Genomic DNA, 24446 nt, shown 5'->3' on the forward strand with positions numbered 1-24446 from the left:
CCATAGCAAATATTGATTTGCAAAGACTTTTCCTACCTATTAGAACAGTGATAATTGGTTTTGATCCGGCAAATCTCCTAAACAACCTTGGCTATCTAAATACTCAATAATTGTTTTCGAAACCTTACTTCGTTGCTGTAAGTCTTCTTTTGATAAGAAGTCTCCATTTTTGCGCGCTTCCACAATACTTAAGGCTGCGTTCGTACCAAGACCAGGCACTGCATTAAACGGAGGGATTAATGAGTCCCCATCAATAATAAATTCCGTTGCATGCGAACGGTATAAATCAACCTTTTGGAATGAGTATCCACGCTCACACATTTCAAGTGTCATTTCTAGTACCGTTAATAAACTCTTCTCTTTCGGCGCAGCATCGAGTCCCTTTTGAGCAATTTCATCAATTCTTGCACGTATAGATGCTGAACCTTTCGCCATCGCCTCTACATCAAAATCATCTGCACGGACTGTAAAATATGCCGCATAGAATAAAAGTGCAAAATGTACTTTAAAGTATGCGATACGCACAGCCATAAGTACGTAAGCAGCCGCATGGGCTTTAGGGAACATATATTTAATCTTCTTACATGAATCAATATACCAACCTGGTACATTATTACCTTTCATGTCATCTTCCCATTCTTCCGGTACACCTTTACCTTTACGAACCGACTCCATGATTTTGAAGGCTAATGATGGATCTAAACCTTGATAGATTAAATATACCATGATGTCATCACGACAACCGATAACTTCACTCAGCGTACATGTACCGTTATAAATTAACTCATTTGCATTACCCAGCCATACGTCAGTACCATGTGACAGCCCAGAAATTTGGACCAATTCTGAGAATGTCGTTGGTTTTGTCTCTTCTAACATCTGTCTTACGAATTTCGTACCGAATTCTGGGATACCAAGTGTACCTGTTTTACAGTTAATTTGTTCTTCCGTTACCCCTAACGTTTCTGGACCAGAGAAAATTTTCATTACCTCTGGATCATCCGTTGGGATTGTTTTCGGATCAATACCACTTAAATCTTGTAACATACGAATAACGGTCGGATCATCGTGTCCTAGTATATCAAGTTTCAATAAATTATCATGAATCGAGTGGAAGTCAAAATGCGTTGTTCTCCACTCAGCACCAATTGAATCAGCAGGAAACTGTATTGGGGAGAAATCAAAGATATCCATGTAATCTGGCACAACGATAATACCACCTGGATGCTGTCCAGTTGTACGTTTTACCCCTGTACATCCCGCTACTAAGCGGTCAATCTCTGCATTCCGAATTGTTAAATTGTGATCATTTGCATAACCTTTTACATATCCATAAGCTGTTTTTTCCGCAACTGTACCAATCGTTCCAGCACGGTATACATAATCTTCACCGAACAGTACTTTCGTATAGTTATGTGCACGTGGTTGGTATTCCCCGGAGAAGTTCAAATCGATATCAGGTACCTTATCTCCTTTGAATCCAAGGAACGTTTCGAATGGGATATCATGTCCATCTTTTACATATGCCACATTACATGTCGGACAATCTTTATCTGGTAAGTCGAAACCAGAGCCTACCGAACCATCATTAAAGAATTCAGATTGCTTGCATTTTGGACAGACATAGTGTGGTGGTAATGGGTTTACTTCTGTAATTTCCATCATCGTTGCAACGAACGATGAACCTACTGAACCACGCGAACCTACTAGATATCCGTCGACTAACGATTTTTTCACAAGCTTATGTGAGATTAAATAAATAACGGCAAATCCATGTCCAATAATACTTTTCAATTCTTTTTCTAAGCGAGCCTCTACAATTTCTGGTAGTTCTTCACCGTATATACTGCGTGCCATTTTATAACTCATATCACGTGTTTCATCATCGGCACCCTCAATTTTCGGTGTATATAGATCATCTTTTACCGGACGAACATCACCAATTAATGACGCAACTTTTTGTGTATTCGTTACAACAACTTCTTTCGCTTTGTCCTCACCTAAAAATGAAAAACACTCTAGCATTTCATCAGTTGTACGGAAATGTACTGGCGGTAATGAATGTCGATTTAACGGATTTGCCCCGCCCTGTGAACTAACTAAAATTTTACGATACATTGCATCTTCTGGATCTAAGTAATGCACGTTCCCTGTAGCGACAACTGGTTTATCTAACGTCTCACCTAGTTTTACTAAGTTAGAGATAATTGTTTTTAATTGTCCTTCATCTCGAACGAGTTCACGCTCTACTAAATGACGCAACACCTCTGGAGGCATTACTTCAATGTAATCATAGAACTGCGCAATTTCTTCTACCTCTTCAGGAGCTTTTTGCATCATTGCCTCAAATACTTCACCTTTATCACAAGCCGTTCCTACTAAAATTCCTTCACGGTATTTTTTTAATAGTGACCTCGGTACTCGTGGTACACGGTAAAAGTAATTAAGGTGAGAATATGAAACAAGTTTATATAAATTTTTCAACCCAACATCTGATGTGGCAAGTAACGTCATATGACTTGGACGGCCACGCTTATACGCATCCCCTTGTCCCATGCTATCATTTAATTGATCGTGATATTCAAATCCCTTTTCAATTACATCTTTCAACATTTTCACAAGTAAATATCCCGTCGCTTCTGTATCATAAATCGCACGGTGATGTTGCGTTAATTCAATATCAAGTTTTTTACACATCGTATTTAATCGATGATTTTTCATTTCTGGGAATAAGAATCGTGCAAGTTCTAACGTATCAATAACGGGGTTATTCGTTTTTTCTAACCCAGCCTTTTTAAAACCTACGTTAATAAAGCCCATATCAAAGCTTGCATTATGGGCAACAAGTGTATGGTCACCCATCCATTCCTCAAATTTTTTAAACACTTCGTCCACTTCTGGTGCATCAGTTAACATATCATCTGTAATACCTGTTAATTCAATAATCGTCGCTGATAATGGTTGATGTGGATTTGCGAAAGATTCAAAGCGATCAATGATTTCGCCACCCTTTACTTTTACGGCAGCCAACTCAATGACTGTGTCGTATACAGCTGATAAACCTGTCGTCTCAACATCGAAAACAACATACGTTTCCTCCGCAAGTAAACGATGCGCCTCGTTATACGCTATCGGTACACCATCATTAACTAAATTCGCTTCTACACCGTATATAACTTTAACTCCAGCTTTTTTCCCCGCAGAATATGCCTCCGGGAACGACTGAGCCACAGCATGGTCTGTAACCGCAATAGCTTCATGTCCCCATTTACCAGCTTGGGCAACAAGCCTAGAAACAGGAGTAACAGCATCCATTTGGCTCATCGGAGTGTGAAGATGAAGTTCTACACGCTTTTCGCCTTCTGGCGCTTTATCTTTACGAGACGGCCCTGTTATTTCATTAATATCATTTGCAATCATTACTAAATCTCGAACGAATGTATCGTTTTGAACAGAACCACGCGCTTTCACCCACATTCCTTTTTTCAAGGATTGCAGCATTGGAATATCTTCTTTGTCACGCGAGAACATTTTGATCATAATAGAATCCGTATAATCCGTTATTTTTAAAGTTAATAACGTACGCCCACTACGAAGCTCTTTTGTTTCTACATGGAAGACATATCCTTGAACCGTTTTTCTTCTTTCTTCATCTTGAATTTCTCGCATCGGTGTAATCTCTTCATCCGGCTTAATAAGATACCCGAGTGTAATCGGTCCTTCATGCACAACGCTACTTTCTTCAGCTTGCTTCTTCGCCATTTCTTCCATAGCTTGTATAACACGCTCGCGGTCTTCTTGCTGAGTTTGCTCACGAAACTTTTGCATTTCTTCTGCATTTTGCTGTATATGTGTGTCTAACTGGAAACGCGGGAATCCAAAAACTTCGTATTGATCCCCCACTGGTTTCGCAACGTTTTTCTTTAAAGCAGTAGACTCCAACTCGTTATTTACATTTATTAACAACTTCACTCCATTCACCTGCGGAAGTTGCTTCTTTAAGTACGCGAACATGGGTGAAAATGTAATTCGTTCCGTACAAAGTGGCCAATACGCCCTTACTTCTTCTTCTGTAAATTGTTTATTCTCTGTTTCTAATGCAAATGTTGTTCTTGCAATATGAGAAAATGATTGCTTAAGCTTTGTTTCTAGCAATTCATATAATTCTGTAGGCAAAATACGTGGCACTTGTAAATCAAAATGCCAACTTTTATTCGCTTTATCAATAACGAGCCTTTCAATACCACCGCCTTGTAAATATTGATTTATAAGGTCGTCTGGTATTTGCAACTGCTGGAGCAAAATTTGAAATCGCTCTTGTTGTTCATTTGTTAAAGACATAAGCACTCTCCTTCCATTTGCTATTATAAATTGAAACGTACTACAAAGAAAGATTTCTTCCTTCTTCTTTTACAAAATACGTTTACAAAGAAAGATTTCTTCCTTCTTCTTTTACAAAATACGTTTACAAAGAAAGAGAAGGTACCCCATTACGAGGTACCTCTTCTTATTTTAAAATATTTGTAATATATATTTGAAGTTCTTCTACTTTTACTTCTTCAGACTCACCTGTAGCACGTACTTTCACTTCTACAATACCTTCGTCTGCTTTTTTACCAACTGTAACGCGAACTGGAAGACCGAATAAATCTGCATCTGCAAACTTAACACCTGCACGTTCTGCACGATCGTCTAATAACACTTCATAGCCTTGTTCTTGTAATGAGTTGTAGATATTTTCACCCATTTCACGTTGTGCATCAGATTTCATATTTACTGGAATTACATGCACATGGAATGGTGCTACAGCTTTTGGCCAAACTAAGCCGTTCTCATCGTTAAACTGCTCTGCAATTGCTGCCACTGTACGAGATACACCGATACCGTAACAACCCATAATAAGTGGTTGTGTTTTTCCGTTTTCATCTAGGAATGTCGCGTTCATTGCTTCACTATAACGAGTTCCTAATTTGAATACATGACCAACTTCAATTCCGCGTGCGAAAAGAATTGTTCCGTTTCCATCTGGAGATTGGTCTCCTTCTTGAATGAAGCGTAAATCTGTATATTGACTTACTTTAAAGTCACGTTCTGGATTTACATTTACATAATGGAATCCTTCTTCGTTCGCTCCTGAACATCCGTTAACAATTGATGCTACAGCGTGATCAGCAATAATTTCAATATCACCTGTTACACCAATCGGCCCTAATGAACCAATTTCACAATTTAATAATTCTTTTACTTCTTCATGAGAAGCAAGCTCAACAACTGAAGCGCCGTATACATTTTTCACTTTCACATCGTTTACTTCGTGATCACCACGAACAAGTACAACTACTAATTTCTCATCTACTTTAAATACCATAGACTTAATGCACTTGTCAGCTGCAATGTTTAAGAATGCAGATACTTCTTCAATTGCTTTTTGGTCTGGTGTTGCTACTTTTTCAAGAGCTTTTTCTGCTTCGTCACTCTTCGTATACGTATCTACAACAGGAGCCATTTCGATGTTTGCTGCATAATCAGATGTGTCAGAGTATGCAATTGTATCTTCACCAACATCAGATAATACCATAAATTCATGTGTATCTTTTCCGCCCATTGCTCCAGAATCAGCAATAACTGCACGGAAATTCAAGCCACAACGAGCAAAAATGTTAGAGTATGCTTTATATAAGCGATCGTATACTTCATCTAAGCTCTCTTGTGTAGCATGGAAAGAGTATGCATCTTTCATTAGAAACTCTCTTCCACGTAATAAACCGAAACGAGGTCTTTGCTCATCACGGAATTTTGTTTGAATTTGGTATAATGTTAACGGTAATTTTTTATATGATTTCACTTCATCACGCACAAGATCCGTAATTACTTCCTCATGTGTCGCTCCTAATGCGAATTCACGAGCGTTACGATCTTTCATACGCATTAATTCAGATCCGTATGAATACCAACGACCTGATTCTTGCCATAATTCTGCAGCTTGCATAGCTGGCATTAATAATTCTACAGCTCCTGCACGCTCCATTTCTTCTCGAACGATACGTTCTACTTTGTGTAATACTTTTAATCCAAATGGTAGAAAACTATAAATACCAGAAGCATTTTGACGCATAAAACCTGCGCGAAGTAATAATTGATGACTCTTAATTTCAGCATCAGCTGGAACTTCACGTAATGTAGGACTGAATACCATACTTTGTTTCATTTATTTGCACCTCTTCATTTTACTCTTACACGCAGTAAAACCCCTCACCTCGAATTAGGTGAGGGATTTTATTCTACGAGCTCTATTTCATTATTAGTTTCATTCTATTTTACAAGAAAAACTTACGAATGTCATTCCATGTTACAACTAACATTAATAACATTAATAATGCAAAACCAATAAAATGAACCATTCCTTCTTTTTGACGGTCAATTGGTTTCCCTCGTAACGCTTCAATTAAGAAGAAGAATAAACGGCCACCATCTAAAGCAGGAACTGGTAATAAATTAAATAAACCAAGATTAATGCTTAGAACTGCCGCTAAACTTAGTACACGCGTAAATCCATAATCTACAACTTGATCTGTTAGATTATAAATTCCTACTGGACCTGACAACTCATTAATAGAAAATTGACCAGTTACTAATTTCACAAGAGATTCAAAAATTAGTTTCGTCCATTGGTACGTTTGTTCAAATCCTGATTTAATAGAACCCATTACTGTTTTCTCTACAGGAGAATAAACACCAATTCTACCAACTTCGTCTTTTCCTTCTTTATCAAGTGTTGGCGTTACTTTCACATTAAACTGTTCATTATCACGCTTTACTTGTAACGTAATTTCTTTATTCGGGTTTTCACGTACAATAGTAACAACATCTTTCCATGTACTTGTGTTTTTCCCATCAATCGCTTGAATTGTATCATTCTCTTTCAGGCCAGCTTGCTGTGCTGCACTATTATCCATCACTTTTCCGACCATTGGTTTGTCAATAGGAACCCCTTGTACAAATCCAAGAATCACAAAAATAACAAATGCTAAAATGAAGTTCATTGCAGGACCCGCAAAGATTGTTAAAGCGCGTTGACCCAATTTTTTAGAGCCAAATTGCCTGTTATATGGAGCAATTTGAATTTCTTCTCCAGCAGTAATGATGCGAGCCTTTTCATTCACTCGGAATGTTTGAAGCTCTTCCTCATACTCTTCATAGCCTGAAATCGTTAGATTATGCTCTAAATCAGCTTGTTCGACTTCAATAACACGAACATTTGGATATTTTTCATATCCATCAAAAACTAATTTCACAGCTTCGTCTTTTTCATTTAGCACAAGGCCAACCTTTTTCCCTGGCTTTAACTCAACTGTGTCTGCATCCTCGCCAGCCATTCTTACATAGCCACCCAGAGGCAGTAATCGAATCGTATACACCGTTTCATTCTTTTCAAATGAGAATATTTTCGGACCAAAACCAATCGCAAACTCGCGGCATAAAATGCCTGCTCTTTTCGCGAAGTATAGATGCCCTAGCTCATGGAAAAATACGAGTGCACCGAAAATTAATATAAAGGCAATCGCTGTATTCAATTCCATAACCACCTTTGCTAAATTTGTTCCATCACAAACCGTCTTGTGGCTGCATCAATTTCCAGAATTTCCTCTAAGCTCGGACGTGCAATGACATTGTGATGGTTCATTGCTTTTTCAATGAGGTCTTCCACTGTTAAGAAACCAATTCTCTTTTGTAAAAAAGCTTCAACAGCTACTTCATTCGCTGCGTTCATTACAGCTGGCATACTTCCACCAGCTTTTCCAGCTTCATACGCAAAACGTAAACAACGGAATCGTTCTTGGTCCATTTTCTCAAAATGCAACGTCCCTATTTCCCATAAGTTTAACTGTTTTGTGTCTGAAAGAGGCAATCTATCAGGATATGTAAGTGCGTATTGAATTGGTACTCGCATATCAGGTGAACCAAGCTGCGCCATTACACTACGATCTTCAAATTCAACCATAGAATGGATAATACTTTCTTTATGTAAAACAACATCGATTTGCTCATAAGGGATACCAAAAAGCCAATGTGCTTCAATTACTTCTAGTCCCTTATTCATCATTGTAGCAGAATCAATTGTAATTTTCGAACCCATTGACCAGTTTGGATGTCGAAGCGCATCTTCTACGGTCACATGATGCAATTCATCTCTCGTTTTATCACGGAAACTTCCACCAGAAGCCGTTATAATAAGACGAGAAATTCTTTTTTCATTTTCACCATTCAAGCATTGAAAAATAGCCGAATGTTCACTATCTACTGGAAGTAACGAAACATTATGTTTTCGCGCTGCTTCCATTACAAGATGTCCTGCAGTTACTAACGTTTCTTTATTTGCAATTCCAATTGTTTTTTTCGCCTCAATCGCACGAAGTGTCGGTAACAACCCTACGCTACCTACAACAGCATTTACTACAATCTCCGCATCTGGATGTAATGCTACTTCTAAAAGTCCTTCACTACCATATACAATTTTTGTATTACCAGAAACAGTTTGTAATTTTAAAACATCTTCCTCTCTTTGCACAGAGACGATTTGCGGAGAAAATTCTTGAATTACCTTTACTGCGTAGTCAATATTTTTCCCTACAGAAAAAGCAACGAGACGGAATTGGTCTGGGTGCGAGCGTAATACATCTAAAGTTTGTGTACCAATCGATCCGCTTGCACCTAATAAACTAATGTTTTTCATGACTCCAACCCCTCGTTCATTTATTAATTGTATTGTAATAAGAAGTAGAGAATTGGTAAAACGAATAACCAACTATCTGTTCGATCTAATATACCACCATGCCCAGGTAAAATTGTACCTGAATCCTTTACGCCATAATGACGTTTAAAAGCAGATTGTACTAAATCACCAATTTGTCCAAAAATAGAAATGATAATTGTCAGCACAATTAAAATTACTACATTCGATTCGACTGGGAAGAACACGTTGTAAACAAGTGCCACAATAATTCCACAAACGATGCCGCCTAATGAACCTTCAATCGTTTTATTTGGACTAATTTCTGGCCACAATTTTCTCTTGCCTAATGCTTTTCCTACGAAATATGCGCCTGAATCAGTAGCCCATATAACAAATAATGCACAAAACACATATTTAATTCCTAATATTCTCGTTTCATTTAAATATAAGAATCCCATTGCCACATATGTCGTTGCCATTAGTAAAAATGAAGCATTATCAAAAGTAAATGTATTCTTAGAAAGGACTGTATATGATAAAAGTAATAAAACAATCACAAATGTGATTTCCAATTTACCTAATCCAATCCATGTAAACAGTTCTGATGCACTACTTGGAATTAAAAGAATCCACAATAATACTGCAGCTAAAACTGTCGGTACTGAAATAAGCGTAAGCTTATTCATACGAATTAATTCATATAAACCTATAGAAGCAAGTGCATACACTAAAACCGTAAAAGGCACGCCACCGTATATTACGATGGGAATGAATAGCGCGGCAGCAACCACTCCAGTAATAATTCTCTGTTTCACTACCAAACCCTCTCTTTCTACACGCCTCCGAATCTGCGCCCTCTATGTTGAAAGTCAGTAATCGCATTTAGCAAATGTTCTTCTTTGAAGTCTGGCCAATACACATCCGTAAACCAAAACTCCGAATATGCAATTTGCCATAACATGAAATTACTAATACGTAGCTCTCCGCTTGTTCGGATTAACAACTCTGGATCGGGTAAAGAACTCGTCATTAAGTAGGAGGAAATCATTTCTTCACTTACCTCTTCAGAACGAATTTTTCCTTCCTCATTATCTTTCATCATATGTTGCACAGCAGAAACGATTTCATCTCGACTTCCATAGTTTAACGCGAAATTAAGAATTAATCCCGTATTCTCTTTCGTATCTTCCATGGCTTTCTCCATCGCTCTGCGTGTATGCGTAGGAAGACGATTTTTTTGCCCTATTACTCGGACTTGTACGTTTTCTTCAATCAATTCTGGTAAAAATGTACCTAGAAATTCTTCTGGAAGCTTCATTAAATAATCAACTTCCTTTTTCGGTCTTTTCCAGTTCTCAGTTGAAAAAGCATAAAGAGTTAACACTTTCACATTAAGTTTACTTGCAAATTTTGTAATTTTCTTTACAACTTGCATACCTTCATGATGTCCCGCAATACGAGGCATTGCTCTCCTCTTTGCCCATCTTCCATTCCCATCCATAATGATGGCAATATGTTCTGGGATATATCCTTTTTTCACTTCTTCAACGAGATGATCAAACGATGTGTCCTTTTTACCTTTAAAAAAAGGAAAGTTTTTAAACATCATTCATACCCTCCAACAAGCAGACGTATGCCTAAAAGTGTAAAAAGACCCCCTTAAGAAGAGGGTCATATTTGCGAAGTTATCGCTATTACACTTCCATGATTTCTTTTTCTTTGTTTTTTGCGATTTCGTCAACTTTTGCAATATATTTATCTGTTTCTTTTTGGATATCTTCAGTATATCCTCTTAAATCATCTTCTGTAATCTCGCCAGCTTTTTCAAGCTTCTTAAGATCATCATTTCCGTCACGACGTACGTTACGAACAGCTACTTTTGCTTCTTCAGCATATTTTTTCACAACTTTAACAAGATCACGACGACGCTCTTCTGTTAATGCAGGGAATGCAATACGAATTACAGTTCCATCATTAGAAGGGTTTAAGCCTAAATCTGCTTTTAAAATTGCTTTTTCGATATCACCGATAGAAGTTTTATCATAAGGTTGAATTACAAGTAAACGTGCTTCTGGAACTGTAATGTTCGCTAATTGCACAACTGGTGTTGGTGCACCATAGTAATCAACTTGTACCTTATCTAATACAGACGAGCTTGCACGACCAGCGCGAACTGTTGCTAATTCACGAGAATAAGCAGCAACTGCTTTTTCCATTTTTTCATTTGAAGACTTCAATACTTGTTGTCCCATATTTATTTCCCCCTTACAACTGTTCCAATATTTTCGCCTAAAACGGCACGTTTAATATTACCTTTTTCCATAACTGAGAATACAATTAATGGAATATCATTATCCATACATAGAGAAGAAGCTGTAGAATCCATTACACCTAAACCTTCTTTTAATACATCTAAGTAAGTAAGCGTTTCGTATTTCGTAGCTGTTGGGTCAATAGATGGATCTGCGCTATATACGCCATCCACATTATTTTTTGCCATTAAAATAACGTCTGCTTCGATTTCCGCTGCACGTAATGCTGCTGTTGTATCTGTAGAGAAGTATGGATTACCTGTACCTGCTGCAAAGATAACAACACGTTTTTTCTCTAAGTGACGAACTGCTTTACGGCGAATGTAAGGCTCTGCCACTTGACGCATCTCAATTGAAGTTTGTACACGAGTTTGGATTCCAATATTCTCCAAGCTATCTTGAAGAGCTAATGAATTCATAACTGTAGCTAACATGCCCATGTAATCTGCTCCTGCACGATCCATGCCCATTTCACTTCCAATTTTCCCACGCCAAATGTTACCGCCACCAACAACAACAGCAACCTCTACATCAAGTTCTGCAATTTCTTTTACTTGTTCTGCAACTGACTTAATAACAGTTGGATTAATTCCAAATCCTTGCTCTCCAGCTAAAGCTTCTCCACTTAGCTTTAAAACGACACGATTATATTTCGGTTTACTCATAATGAACCTCCAATTGCTTACATCTTTATTTTAAAAAAGGGAACACAATGTGTTCCCTAATCTGTATTAGTTACTACCTTTTACTTGGTTCATTACTTCTTCAGCAAAGTTGTCTTCGCGTTTTTCGATACCTTCACCAACAGCGTAGCGAACGAATCCTTTTAATGTTCCGCCTTTAGACTCAACGAACTGACGAACTTTCATATCAGGGTTTTTAACGAATGCTTGGTCAAGTAAGCAAATCTCTTCGAAGAATTTGCCTAGACGGCCTTCAACCATTTTTGCAACGATTTTTTCAGGCTTGCCTTCGTTTAATGCTTGTTGTGTTAATACTTGACGCTCATGCTCAACTTCTTCAGCTGTTACAGCATCGCGGTCGATGTATTTAGGGTTAACTGCAGCGATGTGCATTGCAACATCTTTAGCAGCAGCTTCATCAGTAGAACCTTCAAGAACTGTTAATACACCAATGCGTCCACCCATGTGTAGATAAGCGCCGAATGCATCTGCATCAGTTTTTGATACGATTTCGAAACGACGAAGTGTAAGTTTTTCACCAATTTTAGCGATTGCTTCGTTGATGTGCTCTTCAACGTTTTTACCGTTTTCCATTGTTTGAGCCATAGCTTCTTCAACGTTAGCTGGTTTGTTAGTTAATAAGTGAGCAGCTAATTCTTTAATTAGTGCTTGGAAACCTTCGTTTTTCGCAACGAAATCAGTTTCAGAGTTTAATTCTAAGATTAAAGCGTCGTTACCGTTTGTTTCGATGAAAGTTAAACCTTCAGCAGCAATGCGGTCTGCTTTTTTAGCAGCTTTCGCAATACCTTTTTCGCGTAAGAAGTCAATTGCCTTCTCCATGTCGCCGTTAGTTTCTGTTAAAGCTTTTTTGCAGTCCATCATACCTGCGCCAGTTTTTTCACGTAATTCTTTTACCATTTGAGCAGTGATTGCCATATTTTTCATCCTCCTAAAATATGTATTTATACCTTTTATAAAGGTGTTTATACCTTAAAAAAGGTGATAAAAGGCCGAACCCCTTATCACCTTTCCAACTTTGTTACGCAGTAACAGTTTCTTCACCTTGTTTTGCTTCAAGGATCGCGTCTGCCATTTTAGATGTAAGAAGTTTTACAGCACGAATTGCATCATCGTTTGCTGGGATAACGTGATCGATTTCGTCTGGATCACAGTTTGTATCAACGATACCGATGATTGGAATGTGTAATTTGCGTGCTTCAGCAACTGCAATACGCTCTTTACGAGGGTCTACTACGAATAATGCACTTGGAAGACCTTTCATATCTTTAATACCGCCTAAGAATTTCTCAAGACGCTCTAACTCTTTTTTAAGTTGAACAACTTCTTTCTTAGGAAGTACTTCGAAAGTACCATCTTCTTGCATTCTTTCGATGTCTTTAAGACGCTTGATACGCTTTTGGATTGTTTGGAAGTTTGTTAAAGTTCCGCCTAACCAACGTTGGTTAACGAAGTACATACCAGCACGAGTTGCTTCTTCTTTAATAGCTTCTTGTGCTTGTTTTTTAGTACCTACGAATAAGATGTCTCCACCTTCAGCAGCGATGTCGCGCATCGTTCTGTAAGCTTCCTCAACTTTTTTCACAGTTTTTTGTAAGTCGATGATGTAGATACCGTTACGCTCTGTGAAAATGTAACGCTTCATTTTTGGGTTCCAACGACGAGTTTGATGTCCGAAATGAACACCAGCTTCAAGCAATTGCTTCATAGAAATTACTGACATAATATAGTTCCTCCTAAATGGTTTTTGATATCCTCCGTTTACTTCATCTCTAAGCGAAACTACAAACGTAGCACCAACACTTAAATCAGTAAACGTGTGTACTTTGTACTGACACCACTGCTTACTATATCATACTGAAATATTACAATCAAGTCGAAAATGCGAACAATGTAAAACTTTCTTTGTTCATACTCGAATTCTAGTATTACCAACCTTCATTTCTTTTAAGCAAAAAAGTAAAACACAATTAATAGTTTTCCCAGAAAACACGCTTATGGCACTTTTCACAAGCGCCATCAATCCATTGCACAAAAAAACTCTCCTCGATCGAGGAGAGTTTTTTATAAATTAGTTTGTTTTTAATTTAGCAAGTTCCTGTAGAAACTTGTCGTTTAGCACTTTAATGTATGTTCCTTTCATACCTAAAGAGCGAGACTCAATTACACCAGCACTTTCTAATTTACGTAGTGCATTTACGATTACAGAACGAGTAATTCCTACACGATCAGCAATTTTACTTGCAACAAGTAAACCTTCTGTTCCATTTAATTCTTCGAAGATATGCTCAATTGCTTCTAACTCACTGTAAGATAATGAGCTGATCGCCATTTGAACAACAGCTTTACTACGTGCTTCCTCTTCGATTTCTTCTGCTTTTTCACGTAAGATTTCCATACCTACAACAGTTGAGCTGTACTCAGCAAGGATTAAATCGTCATCTAAGAACTCTTGACCAAGACGAGCTAATACTAAAGTACCTAGACGCTCACCACCACCAACGATTGGTACGATTGTAGTTAAACCTTGACCAAATAATTCTCTGTTTTCTACCGGGAATGCTGTGTAAGCACTGTTCACATCTAAGTTTGAAGATGTTTCTGTAATGTTGAATAAGCTTTGTGTATATTCTTCTGGGAATTGACGTTCTGCAAGCATTTGCTTCATGCGTTCGTTTTCGATTTGTTGGTGAATTGCATAACCTAGTAATTTACCACGACGACTAACTACGAATACGTTTGCTTCGATTACTTCACACATTGTGTCAGACATTTCTCTAAAGTTTACAGGCTTCCCTGCTGCGCTCTGTAATAACGCATTTAATTTTCTTGTTTTTGCTAATAATTCCATTTCAAAAGTTCCTCCTACATGTTACTCACATATTTTTTCATCACTTGGAAACTAGGGCGAGTCACCTGATGACACTATTACAAAATAAACTGGCTCACATCTTTATTTTTAGCAATTGTTGCTAATTTCTCCTCAACGTATTGAGGGGTTATCGTTATTTTCTCTAACGTAATTTCAGATGCTTCAAACGATAAATCTTCAAGGAGCTTCTCCATAATCGTATGAAGTCTTCTTGCTCCAATATTATCTGTATCCTGATTAACTTGATAAGCAATCTCAGCAATCTTACGAATAGCTTCGTCTGAAAATTCAATTTCTATACCTTCAGTCGCTAATAATGCCATATATTGTTTAATTAACGCATTGTCAGGCTCGATTAATATTTTAACAAAATCGTCTGTCGATAATTTTGTTAATTCTACTCGAATCGGAAATCTCCCTTGCAATTCCGGAATTAAATCCGACGGTTTAGACATATGGAACGCTCCAGCTGCAACGAATAAAATATAATCCGTTTTTACTGATCCGTATTTTGTCGCAACATTCGACCCTTCTACAATTGGCAAAATGTCACGTTGCACACCTTCACGTGATACATCTACGCTATTCGACTGCTTACCAGCAATTTTGTCAATTTCATCGATAAAAATAATCCCGAGCTGTTCAGCACGATAAACAGCCTCTTGTGTAACTTCATCCATATCAATTAAGCGCTGTGCCTCTTCATTTGTCAAGAGTTTTCTTGCTTCTTTTACAGAAAGTTTACGTTTTTTTGTTTTTTTCGGCATAAAACTCCCTAACGCATCTTGGAAATTCATTCCCATTTGCTCCATGCCAGTTCCTTGTAACATATCAAACATTGACGACTGTTGCTCAGTCACTTCAATCGATACAATCTCTTCTTCAAGAAGCCCTGCAGCAAGCTTTCTCTCCACATCTTGACGTTTCTTTTCGATTTCACCATCTTCTTGTGTATCAGACGTTTGACTCGAATTTTGAGCGCCCCCAAAAAGCATCTCTAATGGATTTTTAAATCCAGATTGCTTCTCCGGACTCGGTACTAAAATTTCAACAAGACGTTGATTCGCTTGCTCTTCTGCTTTATCTTGAACTTTCACTACCATTTCTTCTTTTACGATACGAACCGATGTTTCCACAAGGTCACGTACCATCGACTCTACATCTCTACCCACATATCCAACTTCTGTGAATTTTGTAGCCTCAACCTTAATAAAAGGTGCTCCAACGAGTTTCGCCATTCGTCGTGCTACCTCTGTTTTCCCAACACCTGTCGGTCCAATCATCAAAATGTTTTTAGGTGCTATTTCATCACGTAAATTTTCAGCTAATTTACTGCGACGGTATCGATTTCTCAACGCTACAGCAACCGCTTTCTTTGCGTCTTTTTGACCGATGATATATTGATCTAATTTTTCCACAATTTGGCGCGGAGTAAAATGTAAATGCATATAAAATGCCTCCCTTACGATTCTACAATTCTTCAACAATTATGTTGTGATTCGTATAAACACAAATATCACCAGCAATCTCTAAACTCGCTTTCGCAATTTGTTTCGCTGTTAAGTGTTCACTTGCATATTGCTTTAAAGCACGACCTGCAGAAAGCGCATAATTTCCACCAGATCCAATTGCTAAAATACCATCATCCGGTTCAATCACTTCTCCTGTACCTGAAACAAGAAGCATAGTTGTTTTATCCATGACAATGAGCATCGCTTCTAGTTGACGTAACATTTTATCGCCACGCCATTGTTTTGCCATTTCAACAGCAGCACGCTGCAAGTTGCCATTATACTCTTCTAATTTTCCTTCAAACATTTCAAAAAGAGTAAATGCATCAGCAACTGAACCTGCAAAACCAGCTAAAACTTTACCTTGGAAAAGTCTGCGAACTTTACGAGCTGTATGTTTCATTACAACAGCATTTCCCATTGTCACCTGACCATCTCCAGCCATTGCACATTCTCCATTATGATGAACTGCAAATATCGTTGTAGCGTGGAAATTCCCCATAGAAAAAACTCCTTTATTTGTTTTTATAGCTTTTAAAGCAATTTATGCCCGCGGGTGATGCTTCATGTAAACAGAACGCAATCTTTCTTTAGAGACATGCGTATAAATTTGTGTAGTCGACAAATTCTCATGACCTAATAGCTCCTGTACAGTACGTAAATCCGCCCCTTCATCTAACATGTGTGTAGCAAATGTATGCCTTAACATATGGGGACTTATCCGCATTGTCAGTGACGCCTTTTTAATGAGTTCATTTAAAACATAACGTACTCCACGACTTGTTAGCGGTGTACCTTTCGCATTTAAAAATACCATACGAGAGTCTTCGTCAGTCTTATTAACTAACTGTTTTCTCCCATTCTCTATATAAGTAATTAAAGAATCTTGCGCATAGCTTCCGAACGGAATATACCTTTGTTTTTTTCCTTTTCCCATTACTAAAATTGTTCCCACCGCAAAGTCAATATCGGTAAGTTGTAAATTGACACATTCACTCACACGGATTCCAGTCGCATACATCAACTCTAATAAAGCTTGATTCCTTTGACCTAATGGTGTTCCCGTGTCAGAAACTTCAAATAATTCCTCTAACTCTTCAGCATATAAAAACTTTGGGATTGACAATTCTTTTTTGGGGAGTGACGCAAGTGCAAACGGATTATCTTTTCGATAACCTTCACGCATCAAAAAACGATATAAACTTCGTAAGCTTGATACTTTTCTTGCGACAGATTTACGGGCTAACTTTTCATCGTGCAACGTCGTTAAGTACAAACGAACATCCGCGTATGTAACGTCTAAAAAAGAGGATATGCCTTCTCGCTCCATAAATTGCACAAAATGTTCTAAATCATTTTGATAACTTGCAATTGTATATTTTGAATAATTTCTTTCAATTTGTAAATATCCAACGAATAATTGTAACAATTTCTTCACATTCACACAACTCACCTCAATAAAGGCTACTAAATCGTATCACAACTTAGTAGCCTTTGCAAGAAATTTAACTAAATATTTACAAAATTTTGAATTGTTTCTAAAGCGCGTGTTGCGTATGCTTCATTTCGTTCCGCTTTCTTTTTGATCTTTTTCTCTAACGGTGCAAATAGACCGAAGTTCGCATTCATCGGTTGGAAGTTTTTAGCATTCGTTGCCGTAATGTAATTTGCCATGCTACCCATTGCAGTTACTGACGGTAATACAACTGGCTCTTCACCTTGCACAAGACGTGCAGCATTAATTCCCGCTAATAATCCTGATGCTGCTGATTCAACATATCCCTCTACTCCAGTCATTTGACCAGCGAAGAATAAATCATCACGTTGTTTATATTGATATGTTGGACGAAGCAAATTAGGTGAATTAATAAACGTATTACGATGCATTACACCATAACGTACAATCTCTGCATTTTCCAGTCCCGGAATTAACTGTAGCACTTCTTTTTGTGGTCCCCATTTTAAATGCGTTTGGAAACCTACGATATTGTATAAAGTTCCCGCTGCATCATCTTGACGCAACTGAACAACAGCATATGGCGTTTTTCCTGTTTTTGGATCTTCCAATCCAACAGGTTTCATAGGTCCAAATACTAGCGTCTGTCTCCCTCTACTTGCCATAACTTCTACTGGCATACAACCTTCAAAGAAAATTTCTTTTTCAAACTCTTTTAAAGGCACTGTCTCAGCAGCAATTAAAGCCTCATAAAAACGGTCAAACTCTTCTTCTGTCATTGGGCAATTTAAATATGCAGCTTCACCTTTGTCATAACGCGATTTTAAATATACTTTATTCATGTCAATGCTGTCTTTTTCTACGATTGGTGCTGCCGCATCGTAGAAATAGAAATAATCTTCACCTGTTAGTTCTTTTAATTGTGCAGCAAGATCAGGAGATGTAAGTGGACCTGTTGCAATAATTGTTGGTCCTTCTGGAATTTCAGTAAGCTCTTCGTTCACTACAGTTACATTCGGATGGTTTTTTACGTATTCTGTTACTTTAGCTGCGAACTCATGACGGTCTACAGCTAAAGCACCTCCAGCTGGTACAGAGCACTCGTCTGCCGCACGAATAATTACAGAATCCATTAAACGCATTTCCTCTTTAATAACTCCAACTGCATTTGTTAAAGTGTTTGCACGAAGTGAGTTACTACATACTAATTCAGCAAATTTATCTGTGTGATGAGCTGGTGTTTGCCTTACCGGCCTCATTTCATATAATCTAACTTGGACACCACGTTTTGCAATTTGGTAAGCTGCTTCACTTCCTGCAAGACCTGCGCCAATGACGTTTACTACTTGTGTTGTCATTTATATCACCTTTCCTTTTCTTCCCGAAAAAAATGTGAGCAGTTACGCTCACATTTGTTGTTCTTCTTCATAATCGCACGAAATACATTGTACTTGCACGCCTTTTTTTAACTTTTTCTCTACAAGCATGCCTTCACACTTCGGACATTTACGACCAATTGGCTTATCCCAAGATACAAAGTCACACTCTGGATACGTACCGCATCCATAGAAAAGACGTTTCTTTTTGTTACTGCGACGCTCAATAATTTGTCCTTCTTCACATTTCGGACAAGTTACACCGATTTCTTTCACAATCGCTTTTGTATTACGACAATCAGGGAAATTCGAACAAGCCATAAACTTCCCGTATTTACCCATTTTAAAGACCATTGGATGTCCGCATAATTCACAGTCTTCCCCAGCTGGCTCATCTTTAATTTCCACTTCACGCATTTCTTTTTCCGCTTTTTCTAAGCGCGGTTCAAATCCTACGTAGAAATCATCAACAATTTTCACCCAATTGGCATTTCCTTCTTCTACTTCATCAAGGCTTTGCTCCATATTGGCAGTAAATTCAATGTTAATAATTTCTGGGAAAAACTCTAAAATAAGTTCAATTACTATTTCACCAAGTTCAGTCGGAACGAAGCGTTTATTATCCAAACCTACATATCCACGTTTTTGAATCGTTTCAAGTGTAGGTACATAAGTCGACGGTCTTCCAATTCCAAGTTCTTCAAGTGTTCTTACTAGACGGGCCTCTGTATAGCGCGGAGGAGGTTGTGTAAAATGTTGCTTCGGTTCTAAATCCTTTGAAAATACAGTTTCCCCTACTTCTAAAGGCGGCAACATCTTATCCTTTTCTTCCGCACCATCATCTTTCGACTCTACATACACTTTCATAAATCCTGGGAACTTTACAACCGATCCACTTGCACGGAACTGAACATTGTTATTAATGAGTCTCGCTGTCACAGTATCCATTATAGCAGACGCCATTTGACTTGCAACAAATCGCTCCCAAATCAATTTATATAATCGAAGTTGATCACGACTTAAGAAACTTTTCAGTTCCTCTGGCTTTCTCATTACCGAAGTAGGACGAATTGCCTCATGTGCATCTTGTGCATTTGACTTTTTCGATTCTTTCTTCTTTTCTGTTCCTATGTATTCCGTACCATACGCTTCAGTGATGTAAGTACGTGCCTCTGTTTGAGCTGTTTCTGAGATACGTGTTGAATCAGTTCTCATATACGTAATAAGACCTACAGTTCCTTGTTTTCCAAGATCTATCCCTTCATACAATTGCTGTGCAAGCATCATCGTTTTCTTTGCTCGCATATTTAACTTACGTGCCGCTTCTTGTTGCAAGGAAGATGTTGTAAACGGTAATGCAGGATTACGTTTTCGCTCTTTGCGCGTTACATTTTCAACTGAAAACGCATTGTCTTTCATCTGTTCAATTATTTCATTCACTTGCGTTTCATTCGTTAATTGAACTTTTTCACCATCTACACCGTAAAAACTTGCTTCAAATGTGTCTTTTCCTTTTACAAATTCTGTTTTAATTGTCCAGAATTCTTCAGGTTCAAAGCTTTGAATTTCCTTTTCACGTTCGATGATTAAACGAACTGCTACAGATTGTACACGCCCTGCACTTAATCCTTTTTTTACTTTCTTCCATAATAAAGGACTAATATTGTAACCAACAAGACGATCAAGTATGCGTCTTGCTTGTTGTGCATCTACTAAATCCATATTAATTGCGCGAGGATGTTTAAATGATTCTTTGATTGCATCTTTCGTAATCTCATTAAACACAACCCGACAATCTGATTCAACGTCCACATTTAACGTATTCGCTAAATGCCAAGCAATCGCTTCCCCTTCGCGGTCTGGATCGGCCGCGAGATAAACTTTCTTTGCTTTTTTCGCCGCTGATTTTAAATCCTTTAAGACGGGACCTTTACCACGAATGGTAATATACTTCGGGGTGAAGTTGTTCTTTACTTCTATCCCCATTTGACTTTTTGGCAAATCGCGAACATGTCCCATAGACGCGACAACTTTGTATTTTTTCCCTAAATATTTCTCAATGGTCTTCGCCTTAGAAGGCGACTCCACGATTACGAGGTAATCTGACATGCTAGTGCCTCCTTAAGAGGTGGATTCAAGTCTTCATTAATCTTATTGATTTCTCTTGTTTTTGTCAATTAAGAATGAATATACCATACAGTGCCAATCTACCATTTGTCAATAATTGTTTAATAAAAATTTAAAAATATAAGGTTAATTTAAAATCTCCTCCAAGATATCTTCTGCATTTCTTACTAATTTTGCTCCTTGTTGAATAAGATGATTCGTTCCCGATGCCCCCTCTATAAATATAGGTCCAGGAAGCGCAAACACCTCTCTATTTTGCTCTAACGCAAGGTCTGCAGTAATAAGTGTTCCACTTCTCGATTTGGCTTCTACAACTAAAACACCTTTACTTATACCACTAACAATCCGGTTCCTTTTTGGAAAATACCATTTTTTCGGTGCATAGTGCGGAGGATACTCTGTCAATAACAATATATATTCCTTCCACATTTCATATAAATGTCTATTTTCTTTCGGATACATAAACGACAATCCGTGCCCTAATATCGCAATAGTCGGGCAATGATGCCTTACTGTAATCTCATGAGACATTGTATCTATCCCTTTTGCAAACCCACTGACAATAAGCCACTCTCTTTCTAATAAAGGGTGTAAAATAAACTTCAAACTCTCATGACCATATAATGATGGTTCTCTCGTTCCAACAACTGCTAATTTATTTACTTTATTGAGAAAATCTTTCTCTCCTTTTCCATATAAAACGAAGGGAGGATCTTGTATTTCACGTAATAATTGCGGATAATTTTCATCCCATATCGTTATATAAAAAATACGATTTTTCTCTAAATAAGATATATATTGCGGAAGATTTGAACTTTGAAGAAATTTCACTAGTTCTGAAGATTTTTTCGAGGATATTCCAGTGTAGTATTCCATTTGTTTTTCGTTAAAAGTATATATGTTCTTTAATTCTGGATCGACATATAGTAGCCTCTCCATCGCTTTCCAATAATCTGCTAGCAAGTAATGAAGATGTAATAATCGCTCTCTTTTCATCTCAATTCTCCTTACCCATAATTTTTATTATGTAAACAAAAAAAGTGTAAAAAGACACCCTCAAGTAAGAGGGTGTCTTTCAACAGATTAATAGTTTTTGCAAGTCTCAAATAAACCTTTTTCTTTTAAAACAGAGATTAGCGTTTCTCCCATAACTGCTGGAGTTTCAGCTACTTTAATGCCACAAGCTTCCATTGTTTTAATCTTTTCAGCAGCAGTTCCTTTACCGCCAGAAATGATTGCACCAGCATGGCCCATACGTTTGCCAGCAGGCGCTGTTTGACCACCAATGAAGCCTACAACAGGTTTTGTCATATTAGCTTTTACCCATTCAGCTGCCTCTTCTTCTGCTGTACCGCCGATTTCACCAATCATAATTACAGCATGTGTTTCTTCATCTTCATTAAATGCTTTTAACGCATCAATAAAGTCTGTACCGTTAACAGGGTCCCCGCCGATACCTACAGCAGTAGATTGTCCAATACCCTCTTGTGTTAACTGGTGTACAGCTTCATACGTTAAAGTACCAGAGCGCGATACGATACCTACATGACCTTTTTTATGAATGTATCCTGGCATAATACCGATTTTACATTCATCAGGCGTGATAACACCTGGGCAGTTTGGTCCAAGTAAACGTGTATGTTTACCAGCCATATATCTCTTTACGTTTACCATATCTAATACAGGAATTCCTTCAGTAATACATACTACTAAATCAATTTCTGCATCAACTGCTTCCATAATTGCATCAGCCGCAAAAGCGGGTGGAACGTATACAACTGAAGCGTTTGCGCCTGTTGCTTTCACTGCATCTTCTACAGTATCAAATACTGGTACACCTTCAATATCAGTGCCACCTTTACCTGGCGTTACACCACCGACAATTTTCGTACCGTATTCAATCATTTGTTTTGTATGGAATAAACCTTGAGAACCTGTAATACCTTGAACAATAACTTTTGTATCTTTATTAACTAATACGCTCATTTTTCTCCCCCGCTTTCTATTAGCCCACTAGTGAAACAATTTTTTGTGCACCGTCTGCCATAGATTCTGCTGCAACAATATTTAAGCCAGACTCATTTAAAATTTTCTTACCTAGTTCTACGTTTGTACCTTCAAGACGTACAACTAAAGGTAACTCAAGACCTACCTGTTTCGTTGCTTCAATAACACCTTCTGCAATAACATCACACTTCATAATGCCACCAAAAATGTTAACGAAGATACCTTTTACATTTTTGTCAGAAAGGATAATTTTGAATGCTTCTGTAACTTTTTCAGCAGTTGCACCGCCACCAACATCTAAGAAGTTAGCTGGGTCACCGTGGTAATGTTTAATGATATCCATTGTAGCCATCGCTAAACCTGCACCATTAACCATACAACCGATATTTCCATCTAAAGGAATGTAGTTTAAGTCGTATTTTGAAGCTTCAATTTCTTTTGCATCTTCTTCGTCAAGATCACGAAGCTCTAAAATGTCTTTATGGCGATATAACGCATTAGAATCAAAGTTTAATTTTGCATCTAGTGCCATAACTTTACCTTCACCTGTTGTAACAAGTGGGTTAATCTCAGCGATAGAGCAATCTTTTTCAATAAACGCACGGTATAAGCCCATCATAAACTTCACAGCTTGTCCTACAAGCTCTTTTGGAATATTGATGTTAAATGCAATTCGGCGCGCTTGGAAACCTTGTAAGCCTACTGCTGGATCAATATATTCTTTAAAGATTTTTTCAGGTGTTTTTTCTGCTACTTCTTCAATTTCTGTTCCGCCTTCTTCAGAAGCCATTAAAACAACTTGAGAAGTTGCACGATCTAAAACTAGACCTACATAATATTCTTTTTTAATATCGCAACCTTCTTCGATAAGTAAGCGTTTTACTTCCTTACCTTCAGGACCTGTTTGATGTGTCACAAGTGTAGTTCCTAAAATGCTTTCTGCATATGTACGAACTTCATCTAAATTTTTTGCAACTTTTACTCCGCCAGCTTTGCCGCGTCCACCAGCGTGAATTTGTGCTTTCACTACACATACATCTGTTCCTAATTCTTTCGCTGCTTCTACAGCTTCTTCTACTGTAAATGCAACCTTCCCGTTCGGAACGCTAACCCCATAGCTTCTAAGGACTGCCTTACCTTGGTACTCATGGATATTCATGGTCCCATCCTCCCCTGTTTTCCTGTTTTACTCGAAAAGTTTTTTAATGTTTAAAAAACATTACATTGCCATTGTATAAGATGATTGGCACGCTGTCTACAATAAAGTGTCAGAAAACTGAAATCGCTTTATTCTTTTTCGGAAATAGTAATGTTTATATGCCAAAATAAAAAATAAGCTGTATATTTACA

19 protein-coding genes are annotated in these 24446 nt (G+C 37.8%); all 19 read right to left on the minus strand.

Features of this window, described 5'->3' with window-relative positions; genetic code table 11:
* Window positions 1-39: 39 nt before the first annotated feature.
* On the minus strand, window positions 40-4341 hold the full coding sequence (locus CQ064_RS20080; protein ID WP_000060002.1) for a PolC-type DNA polymerase III: 4302 nt from the start codon (window positions 4339-4341) through the stop codon (window positions 40-42).
* A 166-nt stretch (window positions 4342-4507) separates the two neighbouring features.
* Complete coding sequence (locus tag CQ064_RS20085) at window positions 4508-6208, minus strand: proline--tRNA ligase (RefSeq protein ID WP_000814316.1); 1701 nt, start codon at window positions 6206-6208, stop codon at window positions 4508-4510.
* Window positions 6209-6317: 109 nt separating this feature from the next.
* Window positions 6318-7574 carry an RIP metalloprotease RseP gene (rseP, locus tag CQ064_RS20090; RefSeq protein ID WP_001090233.1) on the minus strand — a complete coding sequence of 419 codons (1257 nt, stop codon included), beginning with the start codon at window positions 7572-7574 and terminating at the stop codon, window positions 6318-6320.
* Window positions 7575-7591: 17 nt separating this feature from the next.
* Window positions 7592-8734, minus strand: a complete 1143-nt coding sequence (gene dxr / locus CQ064_RS20095; protein WP_000790379.1) for a 1-deoxy-D-xylulose-5-phosphate reductoisomerase — start codon at window positions 8732-8734, stop codon at window positions 7592-7594.
* Window positions 8735-8757: 23 nt separating this feature from the next.
* Window positions 8758-9549: a phosphatidate cytidylyltransferase gene (cdsA, locus tag CQ064_RS20100; RefSeq protein ID WP_000813592.1), complete on the minus strand. Its 792-nt coding sequence runs from the start codon at window positions 9547-9549 to the stop codon at window positions 8758-8760.
* A gap of 17 nt (window positions 9550-9566) precedes the next feature.
* Entirely contained in the window at window positions 9567-10343 is a 777-nt protein-coding gene (uppS, locus tag CQ064_RS20105) for an undecaprenyl pyrophosphate synthase (protein WP_000971298.1), read from the minus strand.
* Between the two features lie 85 nt (window positions 10344-10428).
* Window positions 10429-10986, minus strand: a complete 558-nt coding sequence (gene frr / locus CQ064_RS20110; RefSeq protein WP_000531505.1) for a ribosome recycling factor — start codon at window positions 10984-10986, stop codon at window positions 10429-10431.
* 2 nt (window positions 10987-10988) lie between these two features.
* A complete protein-coding gene (pyrH, locus tag CQ064_RS20115) occupies window positions 10989-11711 on the minus strand; it encodes a UMP kinase (RefSeq protein WP_000042669.1) in 723 nt (240 codons plus the stop codon).
* A 66-nt stretch (window positions 11712-11777) separates the two neighbouring features.
* A complete protein-coding gene (tsf, locus tag CQ064_RS20120; RefSeq protein ID WP_001018577.1) occupies window positions 11778-12665 on the minus strand; it encodes a translation elongation factor Ts in 888 nt (295 codons plus the stop codon).
* Window positions 12666-12768: 103 nt separating this feature from the next.
* Window positions 12769-13470, minus strand: coding sequence for a 30S ribosomal protein S2 (gene rpsB, locus CQ064_RS20125; protein ID WP_000111485.1), 702 nt, complete (start codon window positions 13468-13470; stop codon window positions 12769-12771).
* Window positions 13471-13818: 348 nt separating this feature from the next.
* On the minus strand, window positions 13819-14598 hold the full coding sequence (gene codY / locus CQ064_RS20130) for a GTP-sensing pleiotropic transcriptional regulator CodY (RefSeq protein ID WP_000421290.1): 780 nt from the start codon (window positions 14596-14598) through the stop codon (window positions 13819-13821).
* A 77-nt stretch (window positions 14599-14675) separates the two neighbouring features.
* Window positions 14676-16067, minus strand: a complete 1392-nt coding sequence (gene hslU, locus CQ064_RS20135) for an ATP-dependent protease ATPase subunit HslU (protein WP_000550085.1) — start codon at window positions 16065-16067, stop codon at window positions 14676-14678.
* Window positions 16068-16089: 22 nt separating this feature from the next.
* Complete coding sequence (hslV, locus tag CQ064_RS20140; protein WP_000526274.1) at window positions 16090-16632, minus strand: ATP-dependent protease proteolytic subunit HslV; 543 nt, start codon at window positions 16630-16632, stop codon at window positions 16090-16092.
* A 42-nt stretch (window positions 16633-16674) separates the two neighbouring features.
* On the minus strand, window positions 16675-17574 hold the full coding sequence (xerC, locus tag CQ064_RS20145; protein ID WP_001101245.1) for a tyrosine recombinase XerC: 900 nt from the start codon (window positions 17572-17574) through the stop codon (window positions 16675-16677).
* A 65-nt stretch (window positions 17575-17639) separates the two neighbouring features.
* Window positions 17640-18944, minus strand: a complete 1305-nt coding sequence (gene trmFO / locus CQ064_RS20150; protein WP_000213006.1) for an FADH(2)-oxidizing methylenetetrahydrofolate--tRNA-(uracil(54)-C(5))-methyltransferase TrmFO — start codon at window positions 18942-18944, stop codon at window positions 17640-17642.
* Between the two features lie 48 nt (window positions 18945-18992).
* Entirely contained in the window at window positions 18993-21071 is a 2079-nt protein-coding gene (gene topA, locus CQ064_RS20155; RefSeq protein WP_001286955.1) for a type I DNA topoisomerase, read from the minus strand.
* A gap of 144 nt (window positions 21072-21215) precedes the next feature.
* Window positions 21216-22085 (minus strand): DNA-processing protein DprA, encoded by an 870-nt coding sequence (gene dprA / locus CQ064_RS20160; RefSeq protein WP_000818046.1) that lies wholly within the window; start codon window positions 22083-22085, stop codon window positions 21216-21218.
* Window positions 22086-22172: 87 nt separating this feature from the next.
* Window positions 22173-23075, minus strand: a complete 903-nt coding sequence (sucD, locus tag CQ064_RS20165; protein WP_000115178.1) for a succinate--CoA ligase subunit alpha — start codon at window positions 23073-23075, stop codon at window positions 22173-22175.
* Between the two features lie 19 nt (window positions 23076-23094).
* The gene (sucC, locus tag CQ064_RS20170; protein ID WP_001020790.1) at window positions 23095-24255 is read right to left on the minus strand and encodes an ADP-forming succinate--CoA ligase subunit beta; all 1161 of its coding nucleotides are present in this window, start codon (window positions 24253-24255) and stop codon (window positions 23095-23097) included.
* Window positions 24256-24446: the final 191 nt, after the last annotated feature.

This window comes from Bacillus sp. MYb78 (assembly GCF_002975115.1).
Classification (GTDB): domain Bacteria; phylum Bacillota; class Bacilli; order Bacillales; family Bacillaceae_G; genus Bacillus_A; species Bacillus_A cereus.